Annotated in this window: 14 protein-coding genes; 7 read left to right on the top strand and 7 right to left on the bottom strand. The window is 58.0% G+C overall.

Annotated elements, in window-relative coordinates; all coding sequences use genetic code 11:
* Window positions 1–17 precede the first annotated feature (17 nt).
* Window positions 18–1,400, bottom strand: a complete 1,383-nt coding sequence (locus tag ACYZT8_RS23950) for a carbohydrate porin (RefSeq protein WP_461976476.1) — start codon at window positions 1,398–1,400, stop codon at window positions 18–20.
* A 284-nt stretch (window positions 1,401–1,684) separates the two neighbouring features.
* Between ACYZT8_RS23950 and ACYZT8_RS23945 the strand changes: the two genes are divergently transcribed.
* Together ACYZT8_RS23945 and ACYZT8_RS23940 are read left to right on the top strand one after the other, a co-directional pair.
* On the top strand, window positions 1,685–1,915 hold the full coding sequence (locus ACYZT8_RS23945) for a VF530 family protein (RefSeq protein WP_131060937.1): 231 nt from the start codon (window positions 1,685–1,687) through the stop codon (window positions 1,913–1,915).
* 2 nt (window positions 1,916–1,917) lie between these two features.
* Entirely contained in the window at window positions 1,918–2,586 is a 669-nt protein-coding gene (locus ACYZT8_RS23940; protein WP_461976474.1) for a Pr6Pr family membrane protein, read from the top strand.
* A gap of 155 nt (window positions 2,587–2,741) precedes the next feature.
* Here the strand turns inward: ACYZT8_RS23940 and ACYZT8_RS23935 are convergent, their stop codons facing one another.
* Entirely contained in the window at window positions 2,742–3,527 is a 786-nt protein-coding gene (locus ACYZT8_RS23935) for a siderophore-interacting protein (protein WP_461976472.1), read from the bottom strand.
* Window positions 3,524–4,102, bottom strand: a complete 579-nt coding sequence (locus tag ACYZT8_RS23930) for a PadR family transcriptional regulator (protein WP_461976471.1) — start codon at window positions 4,100–4,102, stop codon at window positions 3,524–3,526. Before ACYZT8_RS23930 ends, ACYZT8_RS23935 begins: the two co-directional genes overlap by 4 nt.
* A gap of 521 nt (window positions 4,103–4,623) precedes the next feature.
* Between ACYZT8_RS23930 and ACYZT8_RS23925 the strand changes: the two genes are divergently transcribed.
* The 4 genes from ACYZT8_RS23925 to ACYZT8_RS23910 all read left to right on the top strand — a co-directional run bounded on the left by ACYZT8_RS23925 (window position 4,624) and on the right by ACYZT8_RS23910 (window position 9,028).
* The gene (locus ACYZT8_RS23925; protein ID WP_461976469.1) at window positions 4,624–5,115 is read left to right on the top strand and encodes a CS1 type fimbrial major subunit; all 492 of its coding nucleotides are present in this window, start codon (window positions 4,624–4,626) and stop codon (window positions 5,113–5,115) included.
* 114 nt (window positions 5,116–5,229) lie between these two features.
* Window positions 5,230–7,752 (top strand): TcfC E-set like domain-containing protein, encoded by a 2,523-nt coding sequence (locus ACYZT8_RS23920; RefSeq protein WP_461976467.1) that lies wholly within the window; start codon window positions 5,230–5,232, stop codon window positions 7,750–7,752.
* A 38-nt stretch (window positions 7,753–7,790) separates the two neighbouring features.
* Window positions 7,791–8,531, top strand: coding sequence for a molecular chaperone (locus ACYZT8_RS23915; RefSeq protein ID WP_461976466.1), 741 nt, complete (start codon window positions 7,791–7,793; stop codon window positions 8,529–8,531).
* 5 nt (window positions 8,532–8,536) lie between these two features.
* Entirely contained in the window at window positions 8,537–9,028 is a 492-nt protein-coding gene (locus tag ACYZT8_RS23910; protein ID WP_461976464.1) for a CS1 type fimbrial major subunit, read from the top strand.
* Between the two features lie 60 nt (window positions 9,029–9,088).
* Here ACYZT8_RS23910 and ACYZT8_RS23905 read toward each other — a convergent pair whose 3' ends face one another.
* The gene (locus ACYZT8_RS23905; RefSeq protein ID WP_461982657.1) at window positions 9,089–9,274 is read right to left on the bottom strand and encodes a hypothetical protein; all 186 of its coding nucleotides are present in this window, start codon (window positions 9,272–9,274) and stop codon (window positions 9,089–9,091) included.
* Between ACYZT8_RS23905 and ACYZT8_RS23900 the strand changes: the two genes are divergently transcribed.
* On the top strand, window positions 9,195–10,373 hold the full coding sequence (locus tag ACYZT8_RS23900) for a hypothetical protein (protein WP_461982601.1): 1,179 nt from the start codon (window positions 9,195–9,197) through the stop codon (window positions 10,371–10,373). The two genes, ACYZT8_RS23905 and ACYZT8_RS23900, sit on opposite strands and share 80 nt — an antisense overlap.
* Before the next feature lie 44 nt (window positions 10,374–10,417).
* On the opposite strand, the gene ACYZT8_RS23895 is transcribed toward ACYZT8_RS23900, so the two are convergent.
* The 3 genes from ACYZT8_RS23895 to ACYZT8_RS23885 form a co-directional block, all read right to left on the bottom strand.
* Window positions 10,418–15,238, bottom strand: a complete 4,821-nt coding sequence (locus tag ACYZT8_RS23895; protein WP_461976462.1) for an NEL-type E3 ubiquitin ligase domain-containing protein — start codon at window positions 15,236–15,238, stop codon at window positions 10,418–10,420.
* A 408-nt stretch (window positions 15,239–15,646) separates the two neighbouring features.
* Window positions 15,647–18,763, bottom strand: coding sequence for a transglycosylase domain-containing protein (locus ACYZT8_RS23890; RefSeq protein WP_461976460.1), 3,117 nt, complete (start codon window positions 18,761–18,763; stop codon window positions 15,647–15,649).
* Window positions 18,764–19,035: 272 nt separating this feature from the next.
* Window positions 19,036–19,494, bottom strand: coding sequence for an REP-associated tyrosine transposase (locus tag ACYZT8_RS23885; protein ID WP_461976458.1), 459 nt, complete (start codon window positions 19,492–19,494; stop codon window positions 19,036–19,038).
* Window positions 19,495–20,094: the final 600 nt, after the last annotated feature.

The following is a 20,094-nucleotide window of genomic DNA, read 5'->3' as shown; positions in this document are numbered from 1 at the left end:
GGGTTTTGTGGTGTTGGTCAGAAGGACGAGGTGATCTTGATCCCGCCAATCAGCGCGTCATCGACCTTGTCCACGCCACCGGGGTGACGGATGTATTGCAGGTTCGGGCGCACGGTCAGCCAATTGGTGACGTGCACGCCGTAATAGAGTTCGGCGCTATATTCGGTGTCCTGGGGCGGCAGGAACGAGGGGTCGTCGTAGTCAAAGACGGCACGGGCCTGATTGGTCGCTTCGGCGTTCTTGCGATAGGCCGGGTTGACGTGCACCCGGGCGAGGGCAAAACCGATGTCGTCCTTGGTGCGAGCATCGAACAGGCCTTTATAGACGACGCCGGCCTGGACGTAGTTGTCGATCGCGTTGGTCTTCTTGTCGTGCATCGTGCCGTTGGCGAACACGCTCAAGCCGCGAGAGTTGTCGCTGGCACGGCTGGTGATTTGCTGTTGCACACCCAGCCAAACACCGTGCTTGCTCGAAGCGCTGCGGTAGGCCTCACCACTCAGGGCTGCCGGCTGACCGTTGCTGTCCTTGTAGGCATCCGTGGCCTTGGCGTTGCTGTAGTAGTAACCGGCGCGGTATTCGCCCGGCAGGCCGTTGAGCTTCGGCGACCACACCAGTTCGACCGGCAAAATCGCGCCTTGGGTACCACTGCCGCTGAGCTTGAAACCGTTGTCGCGATCGAGGTTCGACGGGTTCTGCTCATATGCGCCGACTTGCGCATACAGCTCCGGCGTCAGGTGATATTTGACGCGCATCGCCCACTGGCTGACCGGCCAGTTGTACCAGATGCCACCCACCCAGTTGCCGACCTGCGAACCGCAAAACGCCAGGTTCTGGAAGTCGCAGGGGAAGCTATTGAAGTCCTCACCTTCGCCGAAACGGCCGACCTTGATGTCGAGCTTCTGGTCGAAGAATTTCTGCTGATACCACATCTGCGTCAGGCGCCAGGTTTGCCCACGGCCCCAGACTTCCTGAGCCGAAGTAAAACCACCGACGCGCGGGTCGTTTATCCGGTCGTTGCTGATGTTGTTGCCGTTGCGCTCGGTGATGGTCAGTTGAAACTCAGCGTCGTCCCAGCCGAGGATTTTCTGCAAGTCCAGATGCGTGCCGAAACCAAACTGGTCGCTGTAACGCGCGGTGCGATCGTGATCGTAGCCGCCGTGCAGATTGCTGCCCATTTCGCCGGTGTAATCGACTTTGAAGTCGTAGCCTTTTTCCGAAAGTTCGGTGCGCGTGCCGTTCCAGTCACCGAGCATCCAGGGGGATTCGCTATCGAAAGCGGGGGCGGCCTGGGTGCAGGTAGCGAGGCCAAAAGCGCTGAACCCAGCGATCAGGGTCAGGGTTTTTCGGCTGGCAATAGCGGTGCAGACAGCGCTGTCTCGCGGAGTTGGAAAATCAGGCATAGAGAAGGAATTCTTGATCTTTTTCTGGGGGAGTTAATCGAAAGCGGCACTATGACGCGGGCAGATGAAGCGTTTCAGCTTGACGGGCGCAAGGATAATGTCCTGTTACAAATAGAGAAAGCGCTTTTAGTGACATGATTTATTTCGTATTTGGTAACAGTGCAGGGCAGCGATCTGTTCAAGGTCACCTACATTTACCGGATAGCGCACAGAGCGCTTCCACCCGACCACACCCTCGGCTAAGGTGCGCGGCTTCCCATCCTTACATCGCTCGAAGGCCCGGCATGACCGAACAGAACAACAACCCGCTGCACGGCGTGACGCTGGAGCAAATCCTCAATGCCCTGGTTGAACATTACGAATGGTCGGGGCTGGCCGAGCGCATCGATATCCGCTGTTTCAAGAGTGACCCGAGCATCAAGTCAAGCCTGACGTTCCTGCGCAAAACCCCGTGGGCCCGGGAGAAGGTCGAACATTTGTACGTGAAGCTGATGCGCACCAAGCGCCCGCTCTGAATATGGTCATCCTCTCGACGCCAGGTTCTGCCGCGAGGCGTCGTTTTGTTGCGGTGGGCGCGGTGCTGGGCTGGTCGGGACTGGCCATTCAGCTGTACCTGATTCTCTACTCACGGTGGACGCTGGAAGCCAGTTTGCTGGGTGGGCTGCTAAGCTTTTTCAGCTACTTCACCGTGCTGACCAATACGTTGGTGGCGGTGGTGCTGACCTGTGAGTGGACGCCTCGTGAGTCGGCGGCGCGACGCTGGTTTTTGCAACCGTGGGTCAGTAGCGCGATTGCCGTGAGCATCGTTGTCGTCGGTCTGGCCTACAGCCTGCTGTTGCGCCACTTGTGGCATCCCGAAGGCTGGCAGTTTTTGGCCGACGAGCTGATGCATGACGTCATGCCGCTGCTGTTTCTGGCGTATTGGTGGTTGTGTGTGCCCAAAGGCACGTTGCGGCTGCGGCATATCGGCCTGTGGGTGATTTATCCGCTGGTGTACTTTGCCTATTCGCTGCTGCGAGGGCACGAGTTGGCGGTTTACCCCTATCCGTTCATTGACGTCGGCACGCTGGGTTATCCACAGGTGTTTGTGAATGCGGGGGGATTGTTGGCGGGGTTTGTGGTGATCGCCCTAATTATTATCGCGTTGGATAGGTGGCGTGGCCGAAGAACACTGATGGTTATTTAGAGCGCTTTTGTGGCGAGGGAGCTTGCTCCCGTTCGGCTGCGAAGCAGTCGTAAAATCAGCATACGCGGCGTTTCAGGTAAAATTCGGTTGCTGGTTTTAGCACTGCTGCGCAGCGCAACGGGAGCAAGCTCCCTCGCCACAATACTGAGTCGCGGTCACTCTTCGTCGCTGTCATCCAGGCGCCAGTAACCCACGGCTTTGACAAACTGCTCATTCAAACCATGCTCATCCAGCAGCACCCGACGAATCTGCCGTGACACCTTGGTCTCGGTCGCCACCCACGCATACAGATTGCCGCCCGGCACTTGCAGTTGCTTCACGGTGGTCAGCAAATTGTCTTTGCCACCCTCGCGCAAGACCCAGATCACATTGACCTGTGCAGCGCTTTCCAGGCGCTGCTGCTCGGCGCCGTTCTCCACTTCCACAATCACCAGCGCACGCCGATTGGCGGCCAGACCTTCGAGCCGGCGGGCGATGGCGGGCAGGGCGGTTTCGTCGCCGATCAGCAGGTAGCTGTCGAACATGTCGGGCACGATCATCGAGCCGCGTGGCCCACCGATGTGCAGGAACTGGCCGGGTGTGGCCTGCTCGGCCCAAGTCGCGGCGGGGCCGTCGCCGTGCAGGACGAAATCGATGTCCAGTTCCAGGGTATCGAGGTCGTAGCGACGAGGCGTGTAGTCGCGCATCGCCGGCATCGGCCCGTTGTCTTTACCGGCGCCGAGCACCAGGGTTTCCAGTGCCGCGTGTTCCGCCGCGTTTTGCGGGAACAGCAGTTTGACGTGGTCGTCCGTGCCGAGGCTGACGAAACCGGCCAGTTCCGCGCCACCGAGGGTAATCCGGCGCATCCGCGGGGTCAGGTCGACCACCCGCAGCACTTGCAGACGACGGCGTTTGATCTCATGCATGACACGGTGAATGGATTGCTCGATCACTTCAGTCATTCGGCTTTCTCCGGAACGGGTTGAACGGCAGGGCCATCGACGATGGCTTTGGCGGTGTTGTTGAGCAGGTCGCGAACCCGCAGGATTTCTTCCGGGCTCCAGCGGCCGTGGTGCATTTGCAAGGCGTGACGCAAGTTGTGCACAGCCTCGTGGATCTCCGCCGGACGATCATGGCCGCGCAATGAGCGCTTGCTGACCTCGATGCGCATCCGCACGCCGTCCAGCGCAATGGCTTGCTCGGTCAACGACAGGCGTCCGGCGTCGGTGATGCTGTAGCGTTTTTTGCCGCCCTCGGCGTCGCCCAGAATCATCTCGCTTTCTTCAAGAAAGGTCAGCGTCGGGTAGATCACCCCGGGGCTGGGGCTGTAGGCGCCGTCGAACATGCTTTCGATCTGGCGGATGAGGTCGTAGCCGTGGCAGGGCTGCTCGGCGATCAGTGCCAACAGCAGCAGTTTCAGGTCGCCGGGGGCGAACACCCGGGGTCCGCGTCCGCCGCGTTCACGGCCGGGGCCCGGGCGTTTTTCGAAGCCGTCGCGGCTGTCGCTGTGGTCTCGATGGGAATGATGGTCTCTCATTTTTCGTCTTCTCTCGTCGTGTTTAGATACAACTTAAGATATATCTTTAGGCTTGTGCAAGCGTTCTGGACCAACGGTCGGAAATCCTGTCTGCCCCGGTCACCGCTTCGGTGCCAGGCCCAATGAGCGACCAGGGATGAAGCATCTGTTGCTCTTTTAGAGTAATTGAACTAATCATAGAAGTTCGCTGGTTATATTTATTACATTGTCGTGAGAGAAGTAGTCCCGATCTTACGGAAGTTTAATTAGTTCTTGTCTGTGTGCTTTTTCAGTTAAAACTGTGTGTAGTATTTCTCTGAGGGTCAAACAATCAAGTTGGTGTTTTTTTAACTTTTTTCCTGCTGTTCGAAAGCCATTGTTACTACATGTTCTTCGGAAGTTGCGTACTTACTTTCTCAAAGGATTGGACGATCATTCTCCGGCGTCGAAAGTTAAGCGAAATCGCCAACACAGGAGTGAATGGCGATGGCTTGTTCAAACTTTCCTCGGCCCAATCCTTTGAAAAAGACAGGTACTCAATAATGTTCAAGAAGCTTGCAATCGCCGTTCCGATGACCCTCCTGGCCCTGAGCGCTTCGATGGCGTTCGCTGCGGAAGAATCGCGCACCTCCATCAACATTACCGCTGACATCCCGAGCAAGGTTTTCCACGCTCAGCCTGTAGACAAAGACTTCGGTAAGGACGAGAAAATGCAGTACGTCGTCGGTACCGGCGTCCTGTCGGAGGTCCGTGGAACCTTTGATATTCAACACACCAATGGCTCGGTAGGCGCTTATGTCGTCGGCGGTCCTACGCCGCTGTTCAACGGCAATGCGACCTTGAACATTCCTCTGACTTACACCTTCAATGGCAAGGAATTGACCGCCGATTCTCAGGAAGTGGTCGGTGACATAGAGTCCAATGGTGGCATGCGCGCAGACCTGGTCATTACTGCCGCTAAACCTGGCAACAATCAGGTGGGGATCTACACCGCCAATCCGGTCGTCATATTTGATGCCATTCCGCGCATCTAAACCAAAGCGCGTTCTGTAAGTAAGTTCTGTCTTACTTGGCAACGTTCACCGATCGACAGGGCCGTCTCCCTGCCGATCGGGCTCCACCGTCTTTATCCATAGAGTATTTCTTTCATGTTCCCGATGACTCCCATCGCGACGGCACTTGCCTTGTGTTTTTGTGCAACTGCCTTGGCCGCGCCAACGGACAACGGTCACACACCTCGAAGTTTGCTTGCGCAAGCCAAGGGTTTACCGAGCGAGTTCGAAGAGCATTTCTTTGATGTGCCGCTGGCGGTGCGCGTGGAACTTGATCAACAGTTTCTCGGTGAGGCGATGGTCGTGCTGACCCGCGACGATCGCATCACCCTCGTTGACTTCTCCGATGTCAGCGACAGCACGATCAAGCCCAGTGAGCGCGATATCTGGGCCACCTACCTGAAACAAGGCGTGGTGCTGGGTGCTTGCCAGGCCAACTGCCCCGATCAACTGCTGGCCATTCACTACAGCCTGGAAAACTCTCTGGTGTCGATCCTCACGGAAAACGCCGAGCGCGACGAACAGGTGCAGCTGTATTACAACCAGCCCGAAGGTGGCAGCACCGGGTTGATCGTGCGCAACCAGCTGAACCTCAATGGCGGCCAGAACCAGGACCTCGGTGGTCGATACGGCCTGGAAGCCAGTAGCAGCCTGGGCAACTGGACCCAAGCGGTCAATTTGCAGCTGTCCCGCCTGGGCGGTGTGGACAACCAGACCTATCACGCCGTGCATGAGCTCTTCACCCAGCGCGAACTGCAAGGCAGCTTTGTGCGGCTGGGCTTATTCACACCCTCCTCGGAAGGCCTGACCCGTCAGCCGCGCTCCTTTGGCGCCAGCCCCGACACCGCGGTGGGCGTCATGTACGGCAGCTCCGACAGCCTGGCCATCAACAACCCGAAACCGGCGGTCTACCCGATCTACGTCACGGCCAATCGCCAGGGCTCGGTGGAAATCTATCGAGACGGTTTGTTGATCAACACACAGGCCATGCCGGCCGGTTTGCAGACTCTCGATACGCGGCCATTGCCCGGCGGCACCTATGAAGTGGAAGTGCGCCTGATCGAAGACGGCCAGATCACCTCCAGCACTCAGGAACTGGTCTACAAACCCAACAACTGGCGCAATCATGACGAGCGCTGGCGCTACAACCTGTTCGCCGGCCGTGAATCGAAAATGCTCAGTAACTGGGATGAGCAGGCCGACGGCGACATGACCGCCGGCGCCGCCTTCAACTTCCTGTTACACCCACGGGTGATCCTCGGCCTGTCGGGTCGACAGGTGAAAGACACCCTGCAATACGGCACGTCGGTCGACTGGGCCATCGTCAACAACGCCAGCGTCTATGCCAACATTTATCAAACTCAGGACTACGGCACTGGCCTCGACGTGCAGGGGCTTTATTCCTACGGTAGCGGCAGCATCGTCGCCAGCCATAACCGCAGTTGGCTCGACACCACGAGGCTCTACGACACCCTGCCCGATGGCACGCGAGTGCGGCAGCGTAACGTGTTTATCGGCCAGACCAGCAACTCGTCGTTGTCGGTGAATCATCGACTCACCAGCAAAAGTTCGGTCAATGCCCGGGTGTCCCACAGCGAAGGCAACACCGAAGGCGTCGGCGTTGATCTGGGCTGGACCCAACGCACGCAACTGTTCGGCAGCGACGCCAATTGGCGCCTGTCGCTGTTCGAAAGGCCGGGCAGTTTCAGCTCGGGAGATGATCGAAATCGTGGCCTGGATTTGAGCGTGAACATCGCCCTTGGTGGCCCGGGAGAACAACTGTCCGGCAGCATCGGCACCCGTACCGATCGTGACGGCGGGCGCGATAACAATGCCTCGATAACTTACCGAAAAAGCTTGCAGGATCACTTGCTGCAAAGCGTTTCCGCCACGGCCATCACCGACACCTATGGCATCGGTTTGAACGCGCTGGCGACGATGCAATCGGACCTGGTCAACGGCGACGGCTTTATCCAGCGCTCGTCCTTCAACAACGATCTCACCGGCGGCCTGAACCTCGATAGCACCGTGGCGGTTGGCGGGCAAAAAATAATCATGACCAGCCAATACCACCGCAACGGTGCGGGCATGATCATCGATGTCGAATCGGATATCGACGACATCACGTTGCGCGCCGACGATTTGAGCGGCGGCAGCGCGGTCCTTAAGCCCGGGCGCAATTTCGTGCCGATCACGGCTTACAAAAGCAGCTCGGTCAGTTTCGATTTCGAAGGCAATGACGTGCCTGCCGCGACCATCCAACCGGCCCGTTCCAGCTATCACCTGAACAAGGGTGGCGTGGATTATCGGCAGATTCGCGTGATGCGAACCCTCACCGTACTCGGCCGCTTGATCGACCCCCAGGGCAACCCGCTCAAGGGCCATCACATCATCAACCACGCCAGTCGCGGGGTGAGTGAGGTGGACGGCTTCTTCTCCATGGAAATGAACGCCGGTTCACCGACCCTGGAAGTGCGCTATGGCAATCAGTTGCTGTGCCAGTTCCGACTCGATCCGAGCAGCGGTCGCACGGAAAACAATGTGCTGATGATTGGCGATCTGCGTTGCACGCCGGACACATTGGCGGACCTGACGCTTGAGACGCCGACGGCAGGCTGATGCCCGGCGAAACGCACTTTTTTATGAGGTAAATGACGATGAAACGTCGGTTGGTTCTGATTGGTTTTTGTTTGTTCACCCAGACGGCGCACGCCGGACCGAGCATCAATATCGGCTCGGTTTACGACTACCTGGACGGCGACAAAAGTACGTTCTTGAAACGCGTCTTCAACGGTGGTGACAGCACTGCATTCGTCAAGGTCAACATCCTTGAAATCCTCTACGACGCCGAGGGCAAATCCCGGGAGGTGCCGCTCAAATCCAGTGCCGACGGCACCGCCCGGGATGGCTTGATGGCCAGCCCGGCGCGGCTGATCGTGCCCGCCAGTGGCATGCAGGGCACGCGCTTGCTGTACATGGGCGAACGCGACAAAGAGCGCTATTTCCGCGTGCGTTTCGTGCCGGTGGTGCCCGAGAAAGAAGACGAATTCGCGGTCTCCGTTGAAGACCGTGAGGCGTACAAGAAAACCCTCTCCGCCGGGGTTACGGTGCTGGCCGGGTATGGCGCGGTGTTTTTTGTCCGTCCCAAGGACACGCGTTACGCCAGCGTGATCGAAAACGAGGCGGCCAGGTACCGGATCCGTAACAACGGCAACACCGTGGTGGTGATCGATGAATTCAAGGATTGCTCGGTCAAGAACGAGCAAGACTGCCAGCCAACCACCAAGCATCACATTCTGGCCGGGCGCAGTTTCGAGTTCGAGAAACAGGCCGGTCGCGAGTATCGCTTCACCTTGGTTGAAGGCGAGAGCAGCAAGAAACTCGATGTGAAAGGCTGATGACCATGTTCAGAAAACTCACGGTTCTGATGGTGTCGGCAATGGCCTGCGATTCAGCATTTGCCGCCCGCGAAGTGCAGCACTTCGAGGTGTTCGTGACGATCCCGAGCCAGGCGTTCTACGTCATTCCCGCAGACCCCGACTGGATTCACCGCGAACAGTCATTACCGTGGAATCTGGCGACCTCGACTTTGGGCGGCTTGCGCAAGTATTTCGATGTGAAGAACGAAGCCGGTTCCATCGAAGCCCGCCTTGAAGGCAGGCCCTACTTGTCCAACGGGACTGACGCCCATGACATTGGTTTGCGTGTCCTGTTCAACGACAAGTTGTTGAGCGAGGGGGAAAGCAGCGAGGTGGTTTCGCTGAGCGAAGCGGCGCAGGGCAAGCGGGTTTTACTGCAAATCGTGCCCGTGCCACCTGTCGATGGGGTTTATAAGCCCGGCAACTATTTTGGCAGCGTCAACATGGTTTTCAACGCGGTGTTGCCGGGTGAGTGATGCCAGGCGAGATCGGCCATTGGGGCGTTCGGAGCACACGTTTTCCTGGATTTAATCCGTTCACGGTTTTGAAGGAACGATGATGAATTTTTCACGTAGACAATCATTTTCAGCAGGGCGCCGCTGCGTGTTGGCCAGTCTGATTTGCACCATGTTTGCGCTGCCTGTGCAGGCAGCCGTTATCGAGATCGAAGCGGTGTTCGAGCCCGACTCATCGAAGCCGAATAAAAACGTATTCGTCAACATGACGCCCTCCGAGGGTTTTTGCCGGCAGATACCGCAAGCCTGTGCGCCCTATAACCTGTTCAGTCTTGGCGCGCCGATTTCATTCACGGCGAATGCGCCAATCCTGGCCAACCATACGGACCCGCGGCAAGGAGGGATGGCCCGCGTGCCCTCGAACTGGAGAGACGTCGTGGTCACCCATGAATCGGGTGATTCGCAAATCCTTTCCATACGCATCGGCGGGATTGGGCACGAAGCCGCAACACCCAGTCCCGTCAATGAGTTGACCGGGGGAGGATGGTGGGACGACTTGTGGGTAGGTGGTGGTTGGGCACATGCGCCCGCACCCTGTTCGAGTGTTGGCTGGTACTCGGCGGGGCCCTCTGGTTACAACAGTTTTTGGAGAGTCGCCAGAGGCGCAGGGGTGTGCAGCAAAAAGGCAAAGTTCGACATACCGCTTTCTTTTCGCTACCTGTACTTCGTCTTTGCCTATGAGCTGCGAACACCTGATCCACTGGCCATGAAGTCGGGCAAATACACCGGCACCATGCCCTATACGGTCGGTCCGCATCAGGACTTCGACATGGGCGATGTCATGATTCCCAGTGATAACCAACTGACCCTCAACTTCTCTCTGGATGTGCGGCACACCCTCAAGGTCGAGATACCGCCGGGCGGCAATCGCGTTGAACTGGTCCCTCAGGGCGGTTGGCAAGCCTGGCTGACGCAGGGGCGCAAGCCGACACGGCTGTTTCGGGATCAGACGTTCAATCTGTCTTCGTCGAGTCGCTTCAAGATGAGCCTGGACTGCCAGTACAGCCTGGATGGCAACCGCTGCTCGGTGCGCGACCCGGTTTCAGGTCATGTCGTGCCGCTCGACGTCAGCCTGACCCTGCCCAATGGCCTGGTGGATGCCGCCGCGCAACCGGTCAGTCGCCGACCGTTGCGGCGCGACGGCAGTGGTACTGAGCTGTTCCAGCCGCGCTTTTATGTCGATCGCAAACCGGGAACGCTGCACTTCGAGATTGCGCAGGATGAGGTCGAGGAAATGCTCAAGCCTGGTGTCGCCAGGTCTTACTCGGGCAATGTAACGGTGATCTGGGATTCGCAAGTGGGTTAAGGGTTGAAGCCTGATGCATCACCCGATGCATCAGGGTTTACCGATTACTGCTGTGCGTCTTTTTGCAGCGCTGCGCGGGTCAGCTTTCTGCTGAGCTCTTTTTCTTCGTAGCCCATGTCGTGAAGCAATCGGCCGTAGACCTCGTCGGTCATGTCTTGATCGGTCAGCACCACGCTTTCGTCGACATTCAGTCGCCGTGCGAGGTCCAGCACGCGCTGTTTGAGGGCTCGTCGCTGCGCAATTTGTTGACCCTTGGATCTGGCCCAGGCCTGTTGTGCTTCGCGCAACTCCTCCAGCAAGTCACTCTTGGTTTCGTAAAACCGGGTACTGCGACTGAACTCGTTCGGGTACGTGTCATGCAAGTATTTCTGCCAGAACGGCTGTTCGATCATGTCGTTGATCAACCCGTCGCCTGCTTCCATCGACATCACCGTATCGAAGGCGGTGTCGAGGGTTTTGGCGCTCACTTTGGCCAGGGGGCGAAACATCATCGACTCCGATTGCCACGGCAAACCGAGGCGTTGAGCCAGGCCGGTTTCGTAAGCGAGGTACACCTCCACCTCATCGGGATTGCCCTCACGGCTGCCGAAATCAGCGCGGGCAATGTCATCCACGCGCGCCAGGCGTGCGGCACCTTTTGCCAGGTTCACCAATTTGCTCTCCAGGACGGCGTTGGACGTCGATAAGGCATAGGCTTCGGAGGCGAGCACCTTGATGCCCATGTGGTTGAACACCTGAGCCCCGGCATCGGCGCACGTAGTGGGCGCCTTGGCCATTTCGAAAAGCTCCTTGCGCAACCCGGTGTCCAGGTCGATGGCTTCGATCATGCGCCATACCCGGCTGCTGAGCTGTTGACGCAAATCACCACCGGCCTGGTAATCGGCCGAGCGTGTCTGTTTCTGGATCAAGGCAAAAAAATCTTCGGAGCCAGGCTCGGTCATCAACTCGTGCCAGGCTTCTTCCCGGAAAGTGCCCAGCCCCGAGACCTCGGCACTCCACCAGACAGAGTCGTCTTTCATCGGCCACAGGTTCATCGCGTCTCTTGCAGCATCGGCGTAGACCTGGTTGGGAGCGATGCCGACTGACCGTCGATACGCCTTGAAAATGACCAGGTTTGCGTCCGAGAGATGCTTTTCGTACAAGCGGGTTCGCGCCACAAGGAAGGCATCCTCCGAGCCGGGCACGACGGTCGGAATAACGCTGATCGGGTTCTCCTGCAAATCCAGAAAGAAGCCACGCGGTCGGCGCTTGCTGGAGGGCCCGAGAAGACCATCGGGCCAGGTGGTTGCCCCGGTGTTGCTCAAACTCAGGATCCTCAGTTTGGGCATGCGCCCGACGTTCGGGAGCCTGCCCAGTTGCGTGTTGTCATCGAGCCTGAGTGTTTCCATGTGGGTCAGGTTTCGCAGTTGCTCGACGGCTGATGGCGTCAACCTGATGTCGTTGTTCATCAGCCGCAACGTTCGCAAGTAGTGCATCTTGCCGATGGTTTCGGGGAGTCGCGTCAACCCGCAACTGCGTGCGCTCAATTGCCGAAGATGAGGGAAGTCGCTCAACAGGCCGGAGGCTGTTTCGGAAAAGCCCGTGCGGTCCAGATTCAAGGTGCTGATCTGATCGAGGTAGCGCTTGATATCCGGCAGCTCCTTCCACCAGCGTTCGAGATCGGGCGTATCGAACTCTACGGACAGGTCCAGCGCATAACCGCCGTCGGCCGTGATACTGCGTTCACCAAATACAGTGGGTTTTCTTGAGAAACAGTCGATGAGTCGATCGGCAATATGCAGCCCGCCACCGCGCACGAACCCTTCTCGATCAGGCCCCCACGCATCAGGTTGCTGGGTTTGCCACCGATGGAGCAGCTTTTGAAGGTCATACAGCTCTCGGTCCAGTCTCTCCAGTGTTTGACGCCCTTGCTCTGGCGAACCCAGGGATCGAACGAAGGTATTGACCTCTCGTTCGTTGAAGTGAGGGTACAAATCTTCCACCCGATGGGTGAGTGTGGCGGCGGTGGTCGATAAGCGGGGGCCGCGCAACAGCATCATGTCTTCATGGTCCGCCATCGGACGGATCGGCGGTGAGGCGAGCGCGGTGCGGCGCTGCGCGGGTGTCTCGGTCTTTGCCATCACCCATTGCTTGAAAAATTCACCCTGGCCCGGCCGATAACCCATCTGCGCTCGTTTGTTTTTCGGCAAGGCGTTGAGGACGGCTTCGTAAAAATCAGCGGCGTCATGCAGCTTGTGGTTGTCGGCGTCCCAGACTTCAAACAGATTCCCCTCATCCTTGACCAGCATCCGGACCGTCGACGCGTCCTGCGCACCCACACTGCTGCGCAAGGGGCCAGCATCGCTGCCTTCGCGAACCTCGATGCGCAATTGCGCGAACGTGTCGGTATGAATTCTCAGTGCGTTCAATACCAGGCGTTCGGTTTCCGCCACCCACTGCGCGCCGTCGTGAAAACCTTCATAGGCATGGTTGGTCCGGGCTTCGAAGGCGGCTTCACGCGCACGGCTTTTGAGGCTCAACGGTAGGCGCTGCTCCTGGTTCATGCGCTTGAGGTCGGCAGCGTCGGCATTGTTGAGCAGCGTCTCTGCAGCACGGGTTGGCAGCTCGGGAAATGTCTGACGGATGAGTCGGATCTGCGGATCGTCGGACGCTTCTGCTCCTTGGTAAAGCTGATTGACGATATCAGCGTCCAGTCGACTGGCTTCATCCGCCAGTCGATTGCGCAATGCTTGCACCCGTTCACTTTTGGCGGTTGACCGACCGAGCAGGGTTTGCAGCTCGTCTTCGCTGAGAAACTCGACAAGGTTGGGCGCAAATTGCTCGCTCATCAGGTTGGACAAACTGGTGGACAGCGTCTGCTCGTCGGTTGCATCGGCATTGCCATACTGGCGGAACCGGCCGGTCCTGTCGGTGTTTTCGTAGACCTTCAGGGCTTTGTCCGCGGGCCAGCCGTCCAGGTAAGTCGCCAGCGGTTCAAACCAGTAGGAGGACGGATCCAGGGGCTGTCCCGATCGAATTTTTTCAATGGCCTGGCGGGTCTGGCGCTGAATTTTCAAGCGGGTGAGGCTGTCGTCCAGTAACGGTGGCGGGGCCGTGTTGTCGACGTGCATCCGGCGCAACGCAGCGTCGTCGGTGCCGCTGGCGATACGAACGTCCTCAAGTTCTGCATCGCTGAAACCGTCCACGGAGTGGCCCAGACGCCGCATCAATGTCGGGCGCTCCCATGCTCGCGGGTTTTCGCCTTCGTGAGTCCAGGCGCCGCGGCGGTTGTGTTTCAACTCGGGTAAATAAGCGTTGTCGCGGTGCGGGTGTTTGATGCGGTAGTTGCCGGTTCGCGGGTCCTTTTGCACGGCATAGTGTTTGTCATCCAGCGGCAGAATGTCCTGGCCTTCGTGAGCGTGAAGCCCCTGCGCGTCAGGGCTGGAATCCGCCGGTAGCTTCACTTCGGGTAGCTCGTAAGGTTTGAGGTCAGGATTCCACAGACGAGGTTCGCCATTGGGCAGTGTCACCGGTTTCATGCCTTCGATCAGCGGCGACAGTTTCAGGCGTGCAAGCTCACCGATCTTCGCGCCGGCGGCAAACGCCACCAGAGAAAGAAAGTCTGTGACTGCACCGGTAATATGCTCGGCGGCTTCGGTCCACAGCCCCATTGCCATGTCGACGATGCCTTCGATGACGTCGCTGGTCATCTGATACACGGAGTAGATCATCATCAATTCACCCAGCCCCGGAACGAACGGCGTGACGACCATCAGGGCGATGTTGAAGAGGTCCGAGGCTATTTTCTTGAAGTTCTCCCACCAGGCCCATCGGGCATCGGTATCGGCATCGGCGGTGGATACGGCGATGTGTCGGGCGTCATTGAGCACCTTGTTGAGCTTTTGCTGAAAGAGGTACTCCCAGAGTTCGTCGGGGATCGGTGCGGCTTTGAAATGCAGGCTGGGATGGGTGACGGCAACTTCCCGCCAGCTCGGCCCTTGCTCCAATGGCTCTTTCTGATGCCATTTCACTTCGAACAGGCGTTGTTGCAGCCCGCCGAAAAAATGCCCTCGGTCTGATTGATCGACGAACCGACTGAAGAATTGCTGGTAGGTCATGCCGGTGGACGACACGACGTCGTTGTCGCGCAGCTGACGCGTCAGTTCATCCATGAAGGCGACGGTCGAGGGGTACTCTTTCAGTGGGTGCTCAGGGTCTTGCGGGACGTAAACAATCACCGGTGTCACGTCCCTGATGCGTTGTTCCGGCCTCGGTGTGATCAACACGATGCCGGTCAGCAGGCTGTCAAGGATGGACAATTCTGCGAATTGCATCACCCGGCCTTTGCGGGTGAGGTTGCGCTGGCCTTCGAGCATCTTCAGGACCAGGTCACTGGCATCGGCATCGATGTCGCCCGTCAGAACGGCCAGTTGAGCCGCCGCTTTGAATGCGGCTTTTTCGCTCTCGACGATTTTGAGCTTCAGGTAACCCTGGGCGAGGCCGTCACTGGGCAGCAATTGTTCCTCGAGGTATTTCGTGTAGCGCGCGCCAATGTCCAGTTGGCGACACAGGGACTGGAACTGGGCGATGGACATTTTGCGTTTGATCGGCAGGATATCGAAGTGCCCGCGCGCATCGGGCTGGCTGATGAAGTTCGAGTCTGCCTCACAGGTTTCTGTGCTCGCGAAGTTGTGCAGGGCGGCGTCCAGCAGTGAAACGGTTCGGGTAACGACACCGCCGAGATCGCTGGCATACCAGGGCAGCTTTTTCGGTAGATAGAGATACAAACACGTTGTCGTTACATCGACGTCGACCCCGAACTGTTTCAGTAACGCCTCGGTCAGTAACGGTTCGGCGAACTCATAGACGCTTTGTACCTTATCCATTACCCGGTCGACTGTGTTTTGAGCGGACCAGAGTTCAAGGTTGGCGTCTTGTAACGGCGTGTGATCGAAATCTTTGGTGGTTTGTACCCAATGCCCTGAAGCCGTTTGTGTGAGGCTCAGTTCCCGAATCCGTTGCAGTGAAGCGCCTTTGAACGTTGGGTGGATTCGGCTATTGATGAACCCGTAGTGGCGACCCTTATTGTTGTCGGCCCCGGGTGCCGGTAGCGCTGATATACGTCCGTGTAAGTCAGTCATGCTTTTAATGAACCTTGAGCGTTAAGTGGAGTGACCAGCCTAACGCCCGAGGCTCAAAGTAAAAGTCTCAATTACAGCTGCTTAATAAGTGTTCGTCCTCGTAAAGCATTGGAATTATCAATGCCGAAAACAATTAATTACCGCCCTCGTTTCTCAGCGTCGTGCCACCTCCACCGGCAGGCATTGTGTATGCGTACCCGGTTGCAGATACGGCGTGAGAATCGGCGCCATGCCCTTGAGCACTTGCACGGGCAGCGCCGAGGTGAACTTGAAGGCTTCGGCGGTGCGCCCCGGTACGAAGGCGGTCAGCGTACCGAAGTGGTTATCCCCGATAAAAAACACGAAGGTGGCCGTGCGGTTGATCGACTTCGAACTCAGGATCCGCCCGCCGGAACCAATGGCTTCGATGCGGTTATCCCCGGTCCCGGTCTTGCCGCCCATGGCCAATGGTTTGCCATCGGGTGTAATGAAACTGCCGGAAACACGTTTGGCGGTACCGGCATCCACCACTTGCGACAGGGCCTCGCGCATGGCCGTGGCGACTTCGGACGGCATTACCCGTTTGCCGGCGTCCGGGTCGTTGATCAGTTTGGTTTCGTACGGCGTATTCGCCGCGAAGTGCAGGGTGTCGATGCGCAATGTCGGCATGCGCACACCGTCGTTGAGGATGGTGCCGATCAGCTCGCCCAGCGCCGCCGGACGGTCGCCGGAGCTGCCGATGGCGGTGGCCAGCGACGGCACCAGGTGATCGAACGGGTAACCGACTTTCTGCCAGCGCTGATGAATGTCGAGGAAGGCTTCGATCTCCAGCATGGTGCGAATACGGCTGTCGCGGGCGCCCTTGTGACGACTCTTGAACAGCCAGCTATAGACTTCCTGACGCTCGAACTGGCTGGCCTTGACGATCTGGCTCCACTTCGCATCCGGGTTGTTCAGCAGGTAGCCCATCAGCCACAGGTCCAGCGGGTGAACCTTGGCGATGAAGCCCTGATCCGGCAGGTCGTAGGCGCCGGGGCTGTAATTCTCGTAGAGCCGTTGCAGGCGTTCGTCGGTGAGTTTTTCGGTGAGCTTGGCGCCTTTGAGGTGCGAGCGCACGAAGGTGTTGAAGCTTTCCTGGCTGGCCTGCGGCAGCAGGTAACGGTGCACCGCCGCCATGCGAATCGGGGTCGGGCGCATGCTGTCGAGGAAGGTATCGAGCCGCGCCTGGGTGTCCTTGTTTTTGTACTTCTTCCAGAATTTGAGCAGGAACGAGGTGCCTTCGCGGTCGGCGAAATTGGCCAGGTATTCCTGACGCCGCGGGTCACGATCATCCTTGAGCAATTCGGCGCTGTTGTTGGGGCCCGAATACGTGGTGTAGCGCACCAGGTCACGCATCAACCGAATGAACGGCAGGTTGATCGACTCACGCAAGGCATCGCGCAAGGTCGGAATGCGGCCGTTGTCTTCCTTGCGGAAGTTGACGAAGGTGTGCAGCCCGCCGCCGGTAAAAAAGGCTTCGCCGGGACTGGCGGAATATTTGCGGTCCAGCGCGGCGCCCAGCATGGTCGACAGATTGCGGTCCTTGTTCTGAATCAGGTAATCGACGGCCCAGCGGCTCAGGCGGTCCTGATCCGGGACGTCGACTTTCTTCAATTCCGGAACCGTCATTTCGGCGTACTTATCGTGCAGCTCGGCCATGATTTGCAGGTAGGTGGTGAGCACGCGCATTTTCGCGGTAGAGCCCAGTTCCAGCTTGCTGCCTTCGTTGATGTCGAACGGCTGGTCGGTGCTATCGGTCTGCACCCGCACGCGCGCACCGTCCGGTGTCAGTTCAAACAACGTGAAGCTGTAACGCACCTGGGTGGTGCTGGTGGGGGTGAGCAAGCGTTCGCCCATCAGACCGATTTGTGTCGCAAACGCCGGGTCGGCCAAGTGCTTGAGGTACTCGGTGGTCTGGGTTTGCAAATTGCCTTGCAGGGTACTGGTGGCGGACAGGTCGAGGCGGTCGAGATCGTACAGGGGACGATTGAGCAGCCCGCCCAGGCGGCTGCGCGCCACACTGATGCCTTTGTTGGTTTCAATCGGCTGAATGGTCGGCTGGGTTTGCCAGTCGCGGTACGTCACCTTGCTAGCCAGCGCTGCCGCTGCGAAGGGCGCATCGATCACACCATTCGCCGCCAGCAGGCGGATATGGCTGTCGGTGAGGTCGGCCAGTTCATCGTGACCCTTGGTCAGGTAGTGAGAAGGGCGGCGCTGGGCGATCATCAGCGAGAGCATTTCACGCAGGGCCAGGCCTTTTTCGGCCATGCTCTTGGGATCCGTGTCAGTGCTGGCCAGCCGTTCATTGGCCTGGTTGAAATCGGCGCCGTACCAGACGCGCAAACCTTCGGCCATGCCATGCACTTCACCGTGGCCCGGTACTGCCGACAGCGGCACGCTGTTGAGGTAATCGCGAACCACATTTTGCCGGGCCTGCAAGGTTTCCGGTCCCGCTTGATAGGCCCGCACGGTGGCGGAAATCATCTGCCGGATCTTTTCCGCGCCCGACACCGTCAGGCCGTCGGGCGAGTGCCGGTATTTCTCAAGTTGCGTCGCCAGCGTACTGCCGCCCGCCGACTGGCCCGGCAGGTGTATCAGCTTGGCAACTTGCGACCAAATCGCCATGCCGAACCGCGGCCAGTCCACGGCGGGGTTGGCCAAGGGCTGTTTGGGGTCGAGCAAAAATCGGTTTTCGATAAACAGCAGGCTGCTGACCACCACCGGCGGGATCGCGTCGAAGCTTGAATAGAGTTGTTGTGGGTATTTGTATTGGTACAGCGGTGCCGCCTGGCAATCGGTAATCGACAATCCCGTCTGTATTTTCTCCGCGTAGGGCACGAAAAAGCCGTTGTCTGTGTAGTCCATCAGCTTTTGAGAAAAGCGGGTTTGTGACGCGATGACGTAGTCACGCTTGATTAAACGCGGCAGGAATTCACCCAGGGAGCTGTAGCCCAGACGCAAATCGAAAGGACCCGCGCCTGGATAGCGAATCGCGTCGCTGGGGCCGGGTTTCATTTCATAACTCAGAGACGCAGCAAATTTGCTCACCTCTCGGGATTGAAACTTCGAGGTGCGCATTTCCTTGGCGGCAGCGAGCCCCAGGACAATCAGGATAATCAACAGCAACAACCAGAAAGCCCCCCAGCCGTGTTTCGTACGACTGCGAGGGGGTTTTTCAGGTATAGGCGCTTCATCCACACGTTCAGTCGGAACCACAGTTTTACTCGTATCGGTTTGCCATAACGCGCCCATAGTCGATTGATCCATTCACGCAGATTGATCGGACTTGTCTGAAGCTTAGTCGGTGGTTGGCGATGGTGAAAAAATTGTGGATACACAGATCTCAAATAATCCCCACTCTCCTGTGGCGAGGGAGCTTGCTCCCGCTGGGCTGCGAAGCGGCCCTGAACCCGGCCATCGCGGTTCGTCTGATAAAAATAGATGGCAGGTTTGCGTCTGCTGCGCAGCCGAACGGGAGCAAGCTCCCTCGCCACAATGAGATATGTAGTTTTAAGACCGTGTTTTCAAAGCCAGCAGGCGTCCCATAAAGGATAGTCACCGATTTTATCCACAAGCCCTGCGCGCAAAGGGTTTGCAACGATGTAGCGAGCGAACGGAAGAAGTTCTTCTCCATCGCGGATTGCGCGGTCGTGATAGCCGATTTGCCAGAAAGCCCCTCGACGGTTTGATGCTTTGTTAATAGTGAGCGTGCTGCGGGATTTGATGGCTTGCATGAGTCGCGTCAGAGAGCGTTGTTCCAGCTGCACCAGCCAGTGAAAATGGTCAGGCATGATCACCCAGGCAATAGAATTGACCCATTCCTGGTCATGAGCCCGCCTGAACTCGGCTACTAGCAAGCGTCCCAACTGCCAATCAGTGAAAAGAGGGCGTCGTTGATGCACAACCGCAGTGATGAGGTAGGCCCGACCTCGTTCTGAAAAGCGCCCATGCCGTAGGCGATGTGAGTTTGGGTGTGGACGCATTCCGTTGCTTCCTTGTGCAGTGAATGCCACTAACCCTAATTCCCAATCTGCCTACACGAAGCGGTATTTGCTGACTGAAATTTCCGAAACTTCTGCAGGATTCAATCGTAAACGTTGCATTTGTGGCGAGGGAGCTTGCTCCCGCTGGGCTGCGAAGCAGACCCGGATTTTGCCAACGCGGTGTTTCAGTAGAACCGCGATCACGGGTTTTGCGACTGCTGCGCAGTCGAGCGGGAGCAAGCTCCCTCGCCACAGGTGCGAGTCTGTCTGTAATGCCTTTGCTAGACATGTCGAGCGGTAAGTAAGGCCAGAGCAGGGACATGACGATGCACCAATGCTGTGCAATACTCTGCGCCGTTCCAGCCGGTGAAAAATCTTACAAAGCCAGGTAATGCCCCTCCGCAAACCGGGCTTTTCCCGAGAGTTCCGGCTGAATGTTGTGGTTTATAGAGTGAAAAACCCTGTAGGAAGCTTTTTATACTGCACGCCCCGCTGATCTTGCAGGTTTTGTCCCTGCAGGACGGGTTTGCTCACGAAGCAGGCCCGGTTTCTCAGAAGCAATGACTTACCGGTCAGCGCTTCGACACTCGGTGGTCATAT

It is taken from the genome of Pseudomonas sp. LB3P93, from assembly GCF_054898025.1.
The sequence above is the reverse complement of the archived record's forward strand: the minus strand, read 5'-3'. Positions and strand labels throughout refer to the sequence as shown.